The sequence below is a fragment of the Paenibacillus sp. V4I5 genome (assembly GCF_030817255.1).
Taxonomy (GTDB): Bacteria; Bacillota; Bacilli; order Paenibacillales; family NBRC-103111; genus Paenibacillus_E.
Map to the genome: position 1 here is coordinate 3444815 of NZ_JAUSZB010000002.1, position 17760 is coordinate 3462574.

Here is a 17760-nt window from a genome sequence, read left to right on the forward strand (position 1 = left end):
GGCTCGAGCTTTACACTGTTTATTGTAATGCTGGGGGGTGAATAATCGCTATAATAAACTATTTACATCGTTCTGTTTTGTTTACTTCCTCGTTTTATGGATGATAGCATCCCTAAATTCCTGTGGTGACACTTCTTTCATTTTCCGAAAAAATGCCGTGAAGTAGGAAGGAGATTCAAAGCCCAGCTTCAAAGCAATTTCATTGATTTTCACCTGCATGTCCTCAAGCATGCTCACCGCTGCTTCTGCTTTGGCTGTATTGATGTAGTCGGAAAGATTCCGCCCTGTAAGCTGCTTATAAAAACGTGAAAGATACGAAGGATTAAAATAAACCACTTCAGCGATTCTCGCAAGAGAAAGATCTCCACCCAAATTTTCGTTTATAAACCTGTGAATCCGCTCAACTAACAAATTTTCGCCCTTGTCAACTTGCTCTTTTTTCTCCATGCATATCTGTTTGCCAAGCTCAATATAAAAGGCTTCCGTTGTTAGCCAATCACCGGGAATGTCCATCATGGCAAAATTTTCAAAATGCCTATGATCCTTAATTCTTTCAGTAATGTTTTGACCATTGATATAGGCTAAGAAGACAAGTACAAACATATAGTACCTTTCTAGACCGACAAGGTAATTTTGAGCCATATCAACTTTCAAACTGCTGATCAGATCCCTGCAGACGAGTTCTGCTTGCCGCTCGTCCCCTTCATCCAGCCTTTTTTCAAGCAATCGCAGTTTTTTGTTGAATTCATCCGAGTAGGTAGAAACCTTCGCAGGTTCCACTTTGAAAAACCCGTTCGTCGTGCCAAGGTCCATGATCGTCATTTTAAGCCCAGCTGCGGATCTTTTCCTAATCATTGCTTTCATAAGTTCAAATTCCTTATGAATGCTGTCCCATTCGACTGCTCCCCTTGAAATGATGAAAGAAACGTCCATTTGTAGCAGATCGCGGCACGCATTTTGAACCGATTCCAGTACTCCTTTTAAATAGGTGACTAGGCCTCCCCAATCGATCGCATCGTCCTCACTTCGAAACCTTTCCGTATCTGAATGAAGCTGAATGAACCAAACAATCGTCGAATTTTCATACACAATATCTTCGTTTATCATCGAGGTAGGCAGATATTGCTCAACTAAGTTCCTAACGGAATAAAGCGCGTTTCGTTTATTAGCATACGACAAGCCTTCCGGCCAACAGTCCATTTTGCCAACAAGGATCAATACAGGGGAATCCCCGTTCAGCTTTAATTCTTGTCCCGCAAACAGGTCTTCGGATAAAAGATCGGCTGCATTTTCGCCTAAAAGTAAAGCCTCGAACAGTTCCTTATGCAATAGCGGTACCATGACCAGCATTTGCTTCCGGGCCTTATCAACAAGATCATTGTTCCCCAACTCATCCTCTATTTTCTTTAATGCATTTGTAACCGCACCGATGACAACCATATCATCTTCCGTTTTCAGAATATAGCTTTCCACATTCTTTTGAATAGCTGTGTACACATAATCAAACTCGTTGTGCCCCGTCAAAAAAATAATTTTGCAGGAAGGCCAATAAAATAATATCTCATCCATCAACTGCAATCCGTTTTTCTCCGGCATGCGAATATCGCTGAGAACGACATCAATCTTCGTTTTTTTGATAATTTCAATCGCCTCAAACGCTGAGTAAGCCTTACATATGTCGAGATCGAGCTCCTCTCTTTCTTGAAACATCTGTACAAGTCCTTCGACAATTGCCGGCTCGTCGTCAACAATTAAAAGTCTATGCATCGCTGCCGCCCCCATAATTGAATTGAATGATGATTTCTGCTTTCAGTCCTCCATATTCACTTCGGGATACAAATAACCCGCTGTGCTCGCCATACTTCAGTCGGATTCGATTACAAACATTGATGATGCCTGTCTTTTCAAGCACACTGAAGGAATTGGCGAGTCTCTCATCGAGGGAATGAATGAACTCATCCGTGATTTTATTTCCATCATCTTCCACGCATATGCACAATCTATCATTCTCACACGTAACTGTCATATGGATACTGCCGCCTTTGCGTTCGTTCTCAAAAGCATGATCAAATGTGTTTTCGATGATGGGCTGCAGGATCAGACGCGGCACCACGTGATGCTTGCACGCGTCGGGAATTTCATCCGCTATGACTTGAATCCGATTGGAGAACCTAATACATTGGATTTCCACATAATCCATAGCATGTCGATATTCCTTGGCGAACGGTACTTCATCCTCCCCGCTTCTTGTAACAAACTGATAATAACTGCCCAGCTTCTGAGCAAATGTGGCAACCGTATCGTAATCTTTAGCTTTACACATCATGTAAATATTGAAAAATCCATTGTATAAAAAGTGAGGATTGATCTGCGATTGCAGCTGCTTTAATTCGGAATGCTGCAGCGCTATTTTTTGTTCATAATTTTGTTGAATCGATTGCTTAAGCTTGTCTATCATCTTGTCAAAGCTTCTATACAGGTAACCGAACTCAATGTCATTTTTCGGCCTTATCGAAATGTTCAGGTTATCCGTTTCCAACGTTTTGAACGCCGCAATCAACTCTTTCAGCGGATTGTGAATCATCAGTTTGACTGAAAATGAAAAAACAAGAATGATCGCCATCGAGACCAAAGACATAATGATTAACCATACATTGAATTTCTTGAGAGACCCTGTGAGTTCATTTTGGTTGACATAAGAGAAAAGTGTTAGTCCGAGCGTACTTATTCGGTTGTAGGTGACCCAGTAACTTTGATCTCCCACTTTAAGGACATGACTGTCCAAAGTTTGGATATTTTGCTCTTTTGAAACGCTATTGTATATACTTTCTACAATGGCATCTTCATGCCTAGGTGATATATCAAAACTAAACGTTTGATTTGTGAGAACAGCACCGGCATCACCATAATTTCCGACTAGTTGGTTCAGTGTCTTCTCCAATTTTTTAACGGATAGCTCCAAATAGACGATGACACTTGAATTATTTGCAAACTCAATAAAAAACAATCTGCCATCGCTGTAGTATAAGGATGGTTTAGGCGAATAATTAAAAAACTTTTCAATCACCTCATACTCCTGATTCGGCAGTTTAGTGATTCCGCCTTGCGTAGAGATCGTTCTTCCAAAGGATTTCAAATAAACCCCGGTATTGACCAAATACTCACTGGAGTTCTGTATGGTGGACAATCGTTCCTTTACTCTGTTAACGAGTTGGATTTCCTCATAGTCGGCAAGTGTGCCTGATAAAAAGTTTAGCTTCTGGAGATCGGAATCGTTGATAACCTGCAACTGCTGGTTTCGGATGAATGAGATTTGATCATCTAACTGGTTCGAATAAAATTGTACTTTGGACTGGATTGAATTCGAAAATTCCTGTTTGATAAAGGATTGCCCCATCATATTCATCAACAGATTTACCAGGTAGACAGGAATAATCAATGCGGTAAAAACGATAATGACTTTCTGAAAAACGTATAATTTGGGCAGCTTTGTTGGTTTTTTCACATTTCCTCCCTGTTGGATCGTTCATAATTCTATCATCTCTCATCATACCAAAATTTTTTATGGAAGCATCTACCTTTTCAGCGATTGAAAAAAGGACGTAAGAACTCACTACAGTGAGGCTTACGTCCTTCTTTTTCAGTCTTCCAGCGAAAAATCCCTTACATATGTTTCCTCTTCCCATAGCTGCTCCAGCTCAGATCCTTGACTCCACTGCATCGTGAATAGCCAGCCCTTGTCATAGGGGGATTCGTGAATCAGCATCACCGCTCTTTCCAGCAGCCGATTGACTGATGTTATTTTGCCGGATAAAGGGGCTAGCAGATCGTGTTCGTCATCCGCCGCAGTCTCAACAGAGCCAATGAATTCCCCTTTTCTCACATGAGTATCCTGATCTGGGAGCTCGATATAAACAAGCATACCCAGTTCGCTGATCCCGTACTCCGTTAACCCGACAACAGCTTTATCCCCATCGAGCCGAATCCAGTAGTGATCTCTTGTATATTTCAAATTCGTCGGAACCGTCATGTCCGCTCTCCTTCATGAAGAAAAGCTCCCCTGCTCGCATTCGCATGCCAACCAGAGGAGCTTCTCTATGTAATCAAAAGCTTATTTTACAACCAGGTTTTTGTCGCCTGGTTTCCAGTTCATTGGGCACAATCCGCCGGATTGAAGCGCTTGAAGCACACGAAGTGTTTCTTCTACGCTGCGGCCTACGTCGTTGTGGTTTACAACCTCGTATTTCAATTCGCCTTCTGGATCGATGATGAACAGACCGCGAAGCGCGATACCTTCTTCTTCGATCAGAACGCCGTAGTCACGAGCTACGGATTTCGTGATGTCAGCAGCAAGTGGGAATTCCAATTTGCCAAGACCATTGTCGTTGATTGGCGTATTGATCCAAGCTTTGTGCGTGTGGATACTGTCGATAGAAACACCAAGAATCTCAGTGTCCAATTCTTTGAATTGAGCAGCAGCATGACTAAGTGCTGTGATTTCTGTTGGACAAACGAATGTGAAATCCAATGGGTAGAAGAACAATACTAACCATTTTCCTTTGTAATCAGACAAAGAAACTTTACCAAATTCTTTACCGTCACCTGTAGCGGTCTCCATTGTAAAATCAGGAGCTTGTTTACCAACTAAACGCTCTGCCATGGGTATAATTCCTCCTCAAATCTATCTTATTCGTATAAAATGGTACCATCCGACTAGATGAAAGTCAATAATTAGATCGGATACTACCTAATAATTATTATAATATATGAAGACCTGATGAACATGAACGAAAATCGATTTACGAGCAGTAGGGGCTATCCCAAATGTCATAGATAGATGCGCCTCCGTTAGCGCCGAGCAGAGCGACGATTTCACCTTGTTTCACGGTAAGGGATACGCCCTTAACCGCCTGAATTTTGCCATAGAACGTCTTCAGGCCGTTCACTTCAAGCAGATTCATCCTCCTTTCCGAGTTGTATTTTGTACAACTTTTAGGCAGGCTAGTCCGCGTTGTCCACGCGATTGTTGCAGAAAATACAACAATTCCTGCCTAAAGTAGCACTAGGACTATAGCCTATAAAAAGACTAAATTGTTGTAGATCATGCAACATCTTTAGCTTGCCAAGAAGAAATCAAGGAAATTGTTGTACTCCGTACAACTTGCCTTGCTAATCCTCCATTTCTTCAAAAAACCAACAAGAAAATCCTAGGAAAGCATAGTTACTGATCGAATAATTATGCACATCCTCCATACTCTATCTCACTTAGCTTATCAAAAGTCCGTAGTTAACTATCCTATCTAAGATAAGCTTCGTCGTCCCCCCCATAACCCCCAAAAATATTAAATCATGAATAGAGGTTGTCCCAATAGGTAGTTAAACCTACTAGAGGATAACCTTTTAAGCTCTTTTGACCTTATGGAGCATCCTAATCGGTATTCAACACGAAATGATACTTCTATTGGAATTAAATTCCAAGATTTTAATTCGCTACTTTCATTGGAAAAATCCAATGAAAGTAGCTTCAGGCTTTGAAATTCAAAAAGTTTGGGCCTTTGATGAATGAAAATAGATCTTTCGCATTCCCTATATGTTGTAACTCGAAGGTGTGGGATGATAATGTCTTGTTCAGCTGCAGCAGTCGTTTGGAGGTACGAAGCTCGATCCTTTTGCAATTAGGATGAGAACTCTTCTATCGACGAAACCGCAGAGAGTGTGAATGAAAATAATGGTTCAACGAAAACTGTTCATTTATTTTCTCCAAATCAACTTACTTTTAAACAAAAACTGTTCAAAATTTAAATAATGGTGTATATTTCTTTTATACAATTAAACAACATTGTTCAATTTTTTTGGGGGAATCATACATGGAAATGATGCTGAGAAACGTGTTTCAATCATTGGGCAAAAGTCGCTCTGCGAATCGATTAGCCAAAAAGTACGGCCTTCGTTTTGGAGCCGCCCGTTTCGTAGCCGGTGAAACCATCAAACAATCCATTGATGCTGTAAGCGGGCTCAATAAGGATGGCCGAATCGCGACTTTAGACCATCTAGGAGAATTCGTCTTTAGTGAAGAAGAAGCTACATTGTCCGCTGATATGTGCGTACAAACATTAGATGCCATTGCTAGCTCAGGTGTACAGTCCAATCTTTCATTGAAAATGACATCACTCGGCTTAGATATCAGCAGAGAGCTTTGCGTAAATAATATGAAACGAATTCTGAATCGAGCGCGCCAATATGGTAATTTTGTTCGGATTGATATGGAGGATTACGCGCACTGCCAAGTTTCGCTTGATATCTACCGTGAGCTTCGAGAAGAGTTCGATAATGTCGGGATCGTGATTCAAGCTTATCTCTTCCGTACGGAGCAAGATATCCAGGATTTGAGTGCGCTGAGTGCCAACTTGCGTCTCGTTAAAGGGGCCTATAAGGAATCCCCTCAAGTTGCTTTTCCAGAAAAGAAAGACGTCGATGACAACTATAAAAAAATCATTCAAATGCATTTGAAAAATGATCATTATACGGCTGTTGCCAGCCATGATGAAGCGATCATCAACTTCACAAAACAATTCGTAACTGAGAATGGAATCTCCAGAGATCAATTTGAATTTCAGATGCTTTATGGCATTTGTGAAGAGATGCAGAAGCAATTGGTTAAGGAAGGGTATCGGGTCCGCGTCTACGTTCCCTATGGTGTCGATTGGTTTGGATACTTTATGAGACGGTTAGCCGAGCGGCCAGCGAATGCCTGGTTTGTTCTTAAAAATATGTTTAAATAGACCCGCAAAGGGAGAGGAGAACGAATATGAGCACACTGACAAAAGTAACCCCTTATGCAAACGAACCTTTCACCAATTTTTCTTTGGATGAAAATAAGCAAGCCATGGAAGCCGCTATTGCGAAAGTGAAATCGGAGTTAGGCCAAGAGTACCCGCTTTATATCGGATCTGAGAAAGTCGTTACAGAAGCGAAAATCAAATCCATTAACCCAGGTAATGTAGATGAAGTGATTGGTTATGTGAGCAAAGCGAATCAGGCTTTAGCGGAACAAGCAATGGGAGCAGCTTTGGAAACTTTCGAATCTTGGAAGCGCGTTCATGTTAGAGAGCGTGCGGAATATTTGTTTAAAGCGGCAGCGCTTATGCGTGAACGTAAACATGAATTTTCTGCGCTTATGATTTTGGAATCAGGTAAGAACTATGTAGAGGCTGACGTAGATACCGCTGAAGCTATTGATTTCATCGAGTTCTACGCTCGGGAAATCATTCGTTTGAGCGAAACCAATGAGACTCAACCGTTAACCAAAATTGCTGGTGAAGACAATAAGATTTCCTATATCCCTCTTGGCGTTGGCGTCATTATTCCGCCTTGGAACTTCCCGCTCGCTATTTGCGTGGGCATGACGACTGCTGCTGTTGTATCAGGTAATACGGTTCTTCTTAAGCCTGCTTCCACAACTCCAATCATTGCGCACAAGTTTGTCGCTTTGATGCGAGAAGTAGGGCTTCCAGACGGTGTTATCAATTTCATTCCGGGGAGCGGCGCTGAAGTTGGCGATTATTTGACGACACATCCAAAGACTCGCTTCATTAGCTTTACAGGTTCCAAAGAGGTTGGTCTGCGCATTAACAAGTTAGCCGCGGACACGGTACCAGGTCAGATTTGGATCAAACGCGTCGTTGCTGAAATGGGTGGAAAAGATGGCGTTATCGTCGATGAAACCGCTGATCTGGATGCAGCAGCATCTGCAATTGTCGCATCAGCGTTCGGATTCCAAGGTCAGAAATGTTCGGCTGGCTCCAGAGCGGTTATTGTGGAATCGGTGTATGACCAAGTCGTAGAAAAAGTAGCCACTTTGACGAAGCAACTGCAAATCGGGCTGCCAGAAAACAATTTCTCTGCAGGTCCTGTTATCGATAAAACTTCGTATGAAAGAATTTTAGAATATATCGAAATCGGGAAACAAGAAGGCACTCTGCTTGCTGGTGGTGAGAAAGCTGAAGGAAACGGCTATTACATCCAACCTACCGTATTCGGTAATGTGAGCGGCAAAGCGCGGATTATGCAAGAAGAGATCTTCGGACCCGTTCTCGCTATTGCGAAAGCGAAAGATTGGCAAGAAGCAATCGCGATTTACAATGACACTGAATTCGGTTTGACAGGTGCTTACTTCTCCACTGACGAAGAACGTATCGCTGAAGCTTTGGAGACCGTTCATTGCGGTAACTTGTACATCAATCGTAAATGTACAGGCGCTCTAGTCGGCGTACACCCATTTGGCGGATTCAATATGTCGGGTACAGATTCCAAAGCAGGCGGTTATGACTACCTTTTGCTCTTTACACAAGCTAAATTAACGTCCCGCAAAATGTAAGGCTGTGTGGAGCCCTCTATACTTAAATGGAGGGCTCTTTTTTTTGAGCAAGTCGTGATTCAAGTTCGCAAAGCTGTGATTGAAGCGGCCATTTTAACGAATGTTGCTCGGTGAACCCCGCCTGAGTTTAGGTAATGGAAAATTACACCCGGAATTAAAGTCACTCGTTGTCCTATTTTCACGAAAATCGCATAAGCTCCTCCCAAGAAGATTATACATAGGGTATCAGATTACTTCTTAAGGAGAGTGTCGGAATTGTCAAATGAATTTGTTTGTCGTTCGTTGGATGAGATACGATTCTGGTCACGTATTATGAAAGAGCATTCTTTATTTCTGAAGCTGGGTTTTCGGTGTGAGGATACGCAGTTAATCCAAGAAGCAGATCATTTTTATCATACTTTTGAACAAATAGAAGGCAAATCCCATGCATTCACGGAGTTAACTGATCCTGAGCAAATCAAACGCTTCAACGTGGAAGTTCACTTAGCCGCAACCCATATTTGGGCTTTTAAAAGAAGGGTTCTAGGTCTCATCATCCAATGTAAACTTCCAGGTGGTAACAATTTCCCTTTATTAGTTGATCATACCAGCAGAGAGGCCAATTATTTTAGAAATCGATTAGAGGAATTGAATGCCGGTCGATTAGAACCGCTGCCTGATGCCATCATTGACGAAAATGTTTTCTTTTTGAGAATAATGGCTGACCATGCGAAGTTCATCGGACATCTCCTTGATCCGTCCGAACGACAACTCGTTGAGCAAGCTCGAAACTTTAGTCAAGATTTTGACCAACTGCTCTTTCAAGCTGTTGATTTAAGCGGAATGCGTCCTCAATCTCAAACGAAGCCACTTCTCGACCAATTCCTTGATCAGAATCGGGTTTCTGTCGTTTCTCTGCGTGATTTCAAAAAAACAGCAAGGGAATTAATCGAAGCGTGTCGCATAAAAAGTATTATTCATCCTTTACTTGCTGATCATGTGTTTCGTGAGGCTGAAAGATTCCTATTCATCATTGATATGTTCGAAGCAAGCTTATCAAGAAAACAAGCTGCCAACTAGACTCTCCATATGTAAGAGACCAATCTAAAAAAAGCTCGCCCTCTGAAGCCTCTACGGCCTCGTCGGGCAAGCTTTTTTATTATTTACGCATAGCGTCTACGATCAGTTGGCCCATTGCAAGGGTACCGATTGCTTTGCTCTTATCAACCGCGATGTCGCCTGTACGGTGACCCGCATCCAGCACTTCTTTCACAGCACGCTCGATGGAATCCGCTGCTTCGTGGTAACCGAATGTCAAACGGAACATCAACGCTACCGAAAGAATGGTTGCGATTGGGTTGGAGATACCTTGTCCTGCAATATCCGGAGCGGAGCCATGTACCGGCTCGTACAAGCCGAAGGCACCTTCGCCAAGAGAAGCGGATGCCAACATACCGATGGAACCTGTCAGCATGGCTGCTTCATCACTCAGGATGTCGCCAAACATGTTTTCAGTCACGATGACGTCGAAGCTGGATGGGCGGCGCAGCAATTGCATCGCACAGTTATCAACAAGCACGTGCTCTAGCTCAACATCCGGATAATCAACCGCAATACGGTTCACGGTTTCACGCCATAGACGGGAAGTTTCTAGAACGTTAGCTTTGTCTACAGAAGCAAGCTTCTTGCGACGCGTCTGTGCGATTTCAAACGCTTGACGAGCAATACGCTCGATTTCTGTTACGTTATATGCACAAGTATCAACAGCTTCTTGACCGTTAGGTGTTTCGCGACGGAATTTCTCACCAAAGTAGATCCCGCCAGTCAATTCACGAACAACGATCAAATCCGTTCCTTCCAGCACTTCAGGCTTCAACGTGGAAGCTTCTTTCAAGCAGTCGAAGATGAAAGCTGGACGAATGTTCGAGAAAAGTCCAAGCGCTTTACGAATACCGAGCAAGCCCGTTTCAGGACGAAGCTCTTTGGAGTTGTTATCCCATTTCGGCCCGCCAACAGCTCCAAGAAGGACAGCGTCTGCCGATTGGCAAACTTTCAACGTTTCTTCCGGAAGCGGCGTTCCTTTCTCATCAATCGCAATCCCGCCGAATAAGGCGTGCTCTGTTTCAAATTGATAACCGAATAATTCTTCGGTACGTTTCAATACTTTTTCCGCTTCTGCAACGACTTCTGGACCAATTCCGTCTCCAGCGATTACAGCGATTTTCTTCACATCTGCCATGACTGCCATTCACTCCTTAGATTAGTAAACCTGCTATTGAAAGCATTTACTATCGTTATATACTGCTAACATTGTATCATAAGTAGCCCCTCTTCTTTAGATATAAAAGCTATCGCATTTATAGGTATCACCTATCAATACTTCTCAACGACTATTCAGAAACCCCAATACTTTGGATGAGAACTTTAGAAGAAACATTTACAGTTGCTTCAGATAGCGCTTTTCCCCAGTTATCCTGTACCTTCTTCCAGTCTTTATAATTGTGTGCCCGCACATGAACACCAAACTGAAAGGGATCTACTTGATTTTTTTGAGCCTTCTTGATTAAAGCCTCGCATTCTTTTTTCAACTCATTTTCAACTGCTTTTTCCAGCTGTTTTTTTTGCTCTTCCAAGTCTAAGGTAAACATGAGCTCCCTTAATTCGATCTGAACATTCATCTCGATATTGATTGTTAAATGGTCATCTTCGAACTTCGACTTGATCTTCCGATTTGCTTTTCTTATATTGATACTCAGAAAGGACATGTCTTCATCCGTATGGAACATTTCAGGAGGAAAGTGAAACATTAACGGTATCTTATTTTCCGTATCGCCCTGCAATAAGACGAGCAGAGAACTTTCTTGATGATTCAAAGAAGCCGCGTAGGTACCGTCTTTATGTAAAAGAGCAATACCCGAAATGAAGAGTTCATTTTTTTCGGGTCTCATTTCAGTTAATGCAGGCGTCATACCTTTATCCTTCATTTGCTGATGAAATTCTTGTAGTGTAGTTTGCACGGTAACCCTGGTCTTATAAGTGCTTTCTGCTAGTTGTTTGATCACACTGGCAATTCGGCCTTTATCACTCATATTCGTATACATCACATCTTTAACGCTCCCATCAATCACAATCACGTTCGCATTAATCTCATTTCGGGAATCGCGGAATAGAACATCCAAATAAGGAAATGAGTTTCTTTGCTGCAGCAGTTTTTTTCCTATGAGAATATTTTGCGATTTTCCGTAAGCTAAGTTGCCGCTCGTCTTACTATTAATTTCCCCTTTTGATTCACGCATCGTTTTAGCCCTTGAGAATGTGATTTTATATTTATCTCTGGCTACTTTATTGAATACTGGACCTGACGTGTACACGATAAACTTATTATTCTCATCAAAATCAATACCCTCTGTAAGTACAAACTGTTGATCCTCTATATATTCGGCTTTACCGCACCCAGTTACGAACATGAGAGCTGCCAATATGAAAGAAATCGTATTGAATTTCTTCATTGTTTCGGTTCCTTTCTAGCGAAATGAAAAATCCATCCGTATATCCAAAGAAAAATAGGAAATACGAAAGCACTATATAGGCCTGCTTTCCCCCACGAATTAGCCATTTGAGTTATTTGGAAAGTAGTAGGGATAAAAAAGAATGACAACAGGATCCATAAGACTAAGATTATTCGTAAAGCATTTCGATGATCCTGCTTGCCTATTAATTGACTTGTTCCTAATACGGCTGCGTAGAGGTAAGGAATAATCGTCATAAATATGATAAACAAATAAAAGGTCAGGCAGATGATCTCCAGCCGTTCCAAAAAAGGCAATTGGATAACCTTCAACAAGTTAAGCACGGGGTAAACGACTTCTGTGACCTCAGTTGGAGAGAATCTAATAAAACAAATGATTGTCGTCGTTAAATAGATAATCATCGATAATAAATTTGCAATCACAATTCCCTTTGATGCTGATTTCTTGTCCTTTAGAAAAGGATACAGAATAAAGGCCAGCTCAAATCCAAGAAGAGAATATATCGTTGATTTTACGGCAGACAGAATGGGAAGCACTCCACTTTTTCCAACAGGAAGAAGATACATCCATTGGGCATCCTTTAGTGCTAAAAACAATAAGACTGGCATCCACAAAGTGACAATAAAAACAAGCTCAGCGAAGAGACCGATCACCCTTATTCCCTGCTTGGTAATCATATAGATGGGAATGGTAAACAGGATCATTAAAATGAAGTTCCGTATATCCTGAATGATCCATATTTTTATGATATGAATCGTTGAAAACATAGCTGTACTTGCGGCATAGACCGCGAGCAGAATCCACGCTGCCGCTAAAGCCTTACCCACCCACTTGCCAAAATATTTGGATAAAAGTTCGAACAACGTGTATTCTGGGTTTTTTTCCATAATTCGTATAATGACTAAGCTTAGCAGTGTAGTACCAATCGCCCCCAATATAATGGATATCCATCCGTCGCTACCTGCAGCATTAGCTACATCACGGGGAAGGGAAAGGACACCGATTCCCACTTGGGTTTCAAATATAATAAAGATATATTGTATCAAGGAGATTTGATTAAACGAATATTTGTTCATGGTTAATCCTCCCCCATTCTGTTTACTTAGCTTTATTCAGAAACTCCCATACTTTTGATGACAACCTTAGGAGAAACATTTACAGTGGCTTCAGATAGAGCTTTCTCCCAGTTACCCTCTACCTTCTTCCAATTTTTGTGATCGTGAGCTCTCACGTATAACCCAAAACCAAAGGGGCTGACATGATGCTTTTGAGCTTTCTTGATCAAATCCTGGCATTCTTTTTTCAGTTCTTGTTCAATCGCTTGTTCCAACTGTTTGCTCTGTTTCTCCATGTCTAAGGTAAACATGCGTTCCGTTAAATCGATCTGAACCTTCATTTGGATGTCAATTATAAAATGATTTTCTTCGAACTTTGACTTGAATTTAACTTTTACCTTATTAATACTGAAACTCACATAAGATACTTCTTTATCCGTTTGAAACATCTCAGGAGGAAGGGGAAGTGTTAACGGTATCGGCTTGTTCGTATTGCGCTGCAGTAATAGCAGTAGAGAACTTTCTTGATTATTCAAAGAAGTAGCATAAGTACCATCTCTATGTAAAAGCGCTGTCCCTGAAATAACAAGATCATCCTGCTCTACTCTCATTTCGGTTATGCTTGGCGTTAATGCACTATCCATCATTTGTTGATGGAATTTCTGCAGTGTAGTTTGCACTGTAATTCTGCTTTTATATGTGCTTTCTACCAATTGTTTGATCACCGGACCCAAATGGCCTTTATCACTCATATTTGTGTACATAACCTCTTTCAAAGGTCCATCAACTACAATCAAATTTGCATTAATCTCATTTTTAGGATCTCGAAAGAAGACATCCAAGTAGGGTAATACATTGGTTTGCTTCAGCATTTTTTTTCCTATAAGCATACTTTGCAATTTTCCAGGCCCAAAACTACCGTTTAGTTGCGCTTCGATTTTTTTCTTGCCTTCACGCATCGTATCCGCAGTTGTGGTTGTGATTTTAAATTTATCCTTAGCTTCTCTACTGAAGACAGGACTTGATGAGTAGATGACCAACTTCTTTTCTTCATCAAAATCAACACCCTCAGCAATAATAAATCGTTGATCTTCTATATAAATGGCCTTGCCGCACCCGGTTATCAATAGTAAAGCTGCACATGCTAAGAAAATGCTCTTCCATTTCTTCATTGCCTTTGTTCCTTTCTAGCGTGATGAAAGAGCTGTCCGTAGAGCCAAAGTAACATGGGAATCACATAAGCGAAATATGTACCTGCCATCCCCCACGATTTGCCCATTTGATTGATTTGAGTAGCAGAAGGGAGGAAAAAGAATGACGATAGGAACCATAGGCACATCCATATACGTAAAATAGGTCGATGATCCTGCTTACCGCATAATTGACTTGCTCCGAGCACAGCTGCATACAGGTAGGGAACGATCGTCATAAATAGCATAAGCAAATAAAAGGAAAGAAAAATGATTTCTAATCGTTCTAAGAACGGCAATTTGATGAGCTTCAGTAAGTTGAGCGTGGGATAGGTGTAATCTTTGATCTCATCTGGAGAAAACCTAACAAAACTAATTATCGTCACCATGAGAAAAATAATCAAAGATAAAGAGTTTGCAATAATAATTCCTTTAGTTGCGGTTTTCTTGTCCTTTAGAAACGGATATAGAATGAAAGCCAGTTCAAACCCAAGGAAAGAAAGGATGGTTGATTTTACGGTAGATAGAATGGGGAACAAGCCTTCTTTACCGATTGGAAGAAGGAATGGCCAATGGGTATCTTTTAATGCAAACAACAATAAGATAGGCATCCACATGGAAATAAGAAAAACGAATTCAGCAAAAAGTCCGATTACTCTTATTCCATGCTTGGTAACTATATAGATGGGAATGATAAACAGAATCATCAAAATGAAGTTCGACATTTCCGGCAAGATCCATATTTGTATGATATGGATCGTTGAAAATATGACCACACTTGCTGCAAAAACCGCGTACAGTATCCAAAGAACATATAAACCTTTACCTACCCATTTACCAAAGTATTTAGATAAAAGCTCAAATAACGTTTTTTCGGGGTTTTTCTCCATAATCTTTATAATGACTAAGCTAAGAAGAATAGATACAATCCAACCTAATAATAGAGATATCCATCCATCGGTCCCCCCCGTTTGAGCTAAATCTCGGGGAAGGGATAGTACACCGATCCCCACTTGAGTTTTATAGATAATTAAAATGTATTGTTTCAAAGAAATTTGATTAAACGTATATTTTATCATACTTGATCTTCACCTTCTCTGTTTGCTCCCTGTCTTTTCAGTTGAGTTGGATCGGTTGAAAGTGGACGTTTCTTCATTTTCCACATTGGGAGTCGAACCCATACGTCCTTCCAATCAGACAGGCGGATGGGAGCAACAGGACTTCCATAGGATATTCCAAACGATTCCATGGATATCATGTGAGCTCCAATAATCATCAGCCCAATCACAATGCCTACCATACCGAACACAGCAGCGAGAAGCATCATTGGAAAGCGAAGCAACCGCAGCGAGGAGGACATATCATAATCAGGGATAATAAAAGAGGAAATTGCCGTGATGGCAACGATAATAACCATAATGTTACTCACAATTCCTGCTTGCACGGCCGCCTGGCCGATGACAATACCCCCTACGACACCTATTGTTTGTCCAATAGGACCGGGAAGACGTAAACCGGCTTCCCTTAACATCTCTAGGGCTATCTCCATTAGAAATGCCTCTACGATCGGGGGAAACGGTACCTTTTCTCTGGATTCCCCAATCGATACCAATAAATCCAAAGGAAGTACTTCATAATGAAACGAAACAATAGCTATATATACAGCCGATAAAGAGATCGTCGTAATTAAGGCTAGATAGCGTAATAATCGTAGAAAAGTGGCTATGATCCAGCGATTGCTGTAATCATCCACACTCTGAAAGAATGCCGAAAAGGTTACAGGTGCAACAATCACACTGGGAGAATGGTCGACAACGACGACGATTCTCCCTTGCAATATATGGGCAGCAGCAGAATCCGGACGTTCCGTCATGATTAACTGTGGAAACAGACTTATTGGATGATCTTCAATAAACTCTGCCAATTCTCCCGTGTTTAAAATGGCATCCACATTAATTTGCAGCAGTCGGTCTTCCATTTCTTTCACGAAATCTGGATTTATAACGTCATCGAGATACATGATAGAAACCCTCGTATTTCCCCGAGAGCCGACGTTAAATTCTTTTATTTTCAGTTCACGATTAGGAAGATAGCGCCTGATCAAGGCAATATTCTGCCCCGATGTCTCGACAAATCCTTGATGTGATCCCTTTAGCGTCGATTCGATTTGTGGCTCTTTAATCGCTCTCTGAGGCCAGCCTTGCGTACATAAAACAAGCGAACGATCTTGCCCATCAATAAAGAGGATGCTTTGGCCTTGGAAAATTGCTTTTTCAATATGGGACCATAAGGTTACAACTTCTGTTTTTGCAATCGTCGTAGAAGAGTCCCAAAAATCGTTAACCGAATTGATTTCATACATGAGCGGTTTTAAGATGTTATTATTAATCGCTGATTTATCAATGAGCCCTTCCAAATACACAAGTACAGCATTGTCCCCTGTTCTTAATTGAAAATGACGAATAACAAGATCTGGAGCGTGGCTGAATATTGAGTTTAGAGTAATTAAGTTATTATTCAGGGTCCTTGAAATCGGTTGATTAAGTTCATCAGATAAATCCTTGATTGGCGCTGATCTTATGCCATTTAACCATCTCCGGATCGTCCCCATCCCTGCACCACCGTTCCTAAATCATGTAATCAAAAGTTTCCCACATTTAGGTAAAATTATTCGCAAAGCAACGTCATTCAAACAAATGAAAAAAAGCCATCTGGATCTATCATCCAGATGGCTACAGGGCCTACTCCAAGTTCTCATCAAATTTTTCCTTCTACAGTAGTTCCTTCTGTCAACAATGGCTCATACATCATAATCGCATGATTCTCTGTCACCCATTCATCACGCAATACTTCCCGTTCCACGTTCAGTACCCTTCGGTAAATTTCATTATGTCTGACATAGCCGCCCCAGTATTCACGCGTAATCCAATGCTTGCTCTCATATATTTCATAGGTATGCATTGCTGGCCTAACAGCACGCCACTCCCCAACCAAATGCGTATCCGTGACTCGGATAACGAGTTGAAATTCCTCCGTCGTCTCATTAAGAATTTGCAAGTCTAAATAATTATAGAAACAAGTTGCTCCGCTTCCAAAAGGCTGACTTCTACCTGCATCCGGAAATACGTCATAGCTGTGCCGATACCTTTCCGTTACGGAAAGTGATGTATGCAGTGTCATCCAGTAGATTAAATTCGAAAGCTGACATAACCCGCCTCCGACGCCCGCCTGTACTTGCCCATGAAAAAGCACCATGCCGTCCAGATAGCCCTTACGCCGTGTCGTGCTGCCAATTAACCGCCAATAGGAGAATGTTTCACCTGGCTTCACAATGACACCGTTTAACTGCTTGGCTGCGATCCTTAGATTAACCACTTTATTATGTTGAAGCCACATATCTACATCCTTTAGCTGCCTAAGGAGTGGAGTTTTATGTGAAAATAGGAGATAAGGGAGAGGCTCCGCTTGCTTCGCCGTGGCATATGTCTTAGCATCCAAATACCACTGAAGATACCTTTTAAGTCGATACACTTTTTTACCAACAAATATTCTTGCTCGGCTTCGGTGGATTGGTTTAAGCAAAGAAAAGCCTCCTTCAACAACAGACAGTTTCTTCGATCATTTTAAGC

At 41.5% G+C, this 17760-nt stretch carries 15 protein-coding genes; 3 read left to right on the forward strand and 12 right to left on the reverse strand.

Features of this window, described 5'->3' with window-relative positions:
* Positions 1–81 precede the first annotated feature (81 nt).
* The 5 genes from QFZ78_RS17535 to QFZ78_RS17555 form a co-directional block, all read right to left on the reverse strand.
* A complete protein-coding gene (locus QFZ78_RS17535; protein WP_307549464.1) occupies positions 82–1767 on the reverse strand; it encodes a response regulator transcription factor in 1686 nt (561 codons plus the stop codon).
* A complete protein-coding gene (locus QFZ78_RS17540; protein WP_307549466.1) occupies positions 1760–3505 on the reverse strand; it encodes a sensor histidine kinase in 1746 nt (581 codons plus the stop codon). The genes QFZ78_RS17535 and QFZ78_RS17540 overlap by 8 nt, the downstream gene beginning before the upstream one ends.
* 135 nt (positions 3506–3640) lie before the next feature.
* Positions 3641–4030, reverse strand: coding sequence for a glycine cleavage system protein H (locus tag QFZ78_RS17545; RefSeq protein ID WP_307549468.1), 390 nt, complete (start codon positions 4028–4030; stop codon positions 3641–3643).
* An 81-nt stretch (positions 4031–4111) separates the two neighbouring features.
* Positions 4112–4660, reverse strand: a complete 549-nt coding sequence (locus QFZ78_RS17550; RefSeq protein WP_047681044.1) for a peroxiredoxin — start codon at positions 4658–4660, stop codon at positions 4112–4114.
* A 139-nt stretch (positions 4661–4799) separates the two neighbouring features.
* Positions 4800–4961: a hypothetical protein gene (locus QFZ78_RS17555; RefSeq protein WP_483874706.1), complete on the reverse strand. Its 162-nt coding sequence runs from the start codon at positions 4959–4961 to the stop codon at positions 4800–4802.
* A 906-nt stretch (positions 4962–5867) separates the two neighbouring features.
* On the opposite strand from QFZ78_RS17555, the gene QFZ78_RS17560 reads away from it, so the two are divergent.
* From QFZ78_RS17560 to QFZ78_RS17570, 3 genes are all read left to right on the forward strand, one after another.
* On the forward strand, positions 5868–6782 hold the full coding sequence (locus QFZ78_RS17560; protein ID WP_307549470.1) for a proline dehydrogenase: 915 nt from the start codon (positions 5868–5870) through the stop codon (positions 6780–6782).
* A gap of 26 nt (positions 6783–6808) precedes the next feature.
* Positions 6809–8377 (forward strand): L-glutamate gamma-semialdehyde dehydrogenase, encoded by a 1569-nt coding sequence (pruA, locus tag QFZ78_RS17565; protein ID WP_307549471.1) that lies wholly within the window; start codon positions 6809–6811, stop codon positions 8375–8377.
* A gap of 255 nt (positions 8378–8632) precedes the next feature.
* Positions 8633–9436, forward strand: a complete 804-nt coding sequence (locus tag QFZ78_RS17570; RefSeq protein WP_307549473.1) for a DUF2935 domain-containing protein — start codon at positions 8633–8635, stop codon at positions 9434–9436.
* A gap of 79 nt (positions 9437–9515) precedes the next feature.
* On the opposite strand, the gene leuB is transcribed toward QFZ78_RS17570, so the two are convergent.
* The 7 genes from leuB to QFZ78_RS17605 all read right to left on the reverse strand — a co-directional run bounded on the left by leuB (position 9516) and on the right by QFZ78_RS17605 (position 17713).
* Entirely contained in the window at positions 9516–10595 is a 1080-nt protein-coding gene (gene leuB, locus QFZ78_RS17575; RefSeq protein ID WP_307549475.1) for a 3-isopropylmalate dehydrogenase, read from the reverse strand.
* Positions 10596–10746: 151 nt separating this feature from the next.
* On the reverse strand, positions 10747–11865 hold the full coding sequence (locus tag QFZ78_RS17580; RefSeq protein WP_307549476.1) for a Ger(x)C family spore germination protein: 1119 nt from the start codon (positions 11863–11865) through the stop codon (positions 10747–10749).
* Entirely contained in the window at positions 11862–12962 is a 1101-nt protein-coding gene (locus tag QFZ78_RS17585; protein WP_307549478.1) for a GerAB/ArcD/ProY family transporter, read from the reverse strand. Before QFZ78_RS17585 ends, QFZ78_RS17580 begins: the two co-directional genes overlap by 4 nt.
* Before the next feature lie 32 nt (positions 12963–12994).
* Positions 12995–14113 carry a Ger(x)C family spore germination protein gene (locus tag QFZ78_RS17590; RefSeq protein ID WP_307549479.1) on the reverse strand — a complete coding sequence of 373 codons (1119 nt, stop codon included), beginning with the start codon at positions 14111–14113 and terminating at the stop codon, positions 12995–12997.
* A complete protein-coding gene (locus QFZ78_RS17595; RefSeq protein WP_307549480.1) occupies positions 14110–15210 on the reverse strand; it encodes a GerAB/ArcD/ProY family transporter in 1101 nt (366 codons plus the stop codon). The genes QFZ78_RS17590 and QFZ78_RS17595 overlap by 4 nt, the downstream gene beginning before the upstream one ends.
* The gene (locus tag QFZ78_RS17600) at positions 15207–16742 is read right to left on the reverse strand and encodes a spore germination protein (protein ID WP_307549482.1); all 1536 of its coding nucleotides are present in this window, start codon (positions 16740–16742) and stop codon (positions 15207–15209) included. Before QFZ78_RS17600 ends, QFZ78_RS17595 begins: the two co-directional genes overlap by 4 nt.
* Before the next feature lie 146 nt (positions 16743–16888).
* A complete protein-coding gene (locus tag QFZ78_RS17605; protein WP_307549483.1) occupies positions 16889–17713 on the reverse strand; it encodes a VanW family protein in 825 nt (274 codons plus the stop codon).
* Between the last annotated feature and the right edge of the window lie 47 nt (positions 17714–17760).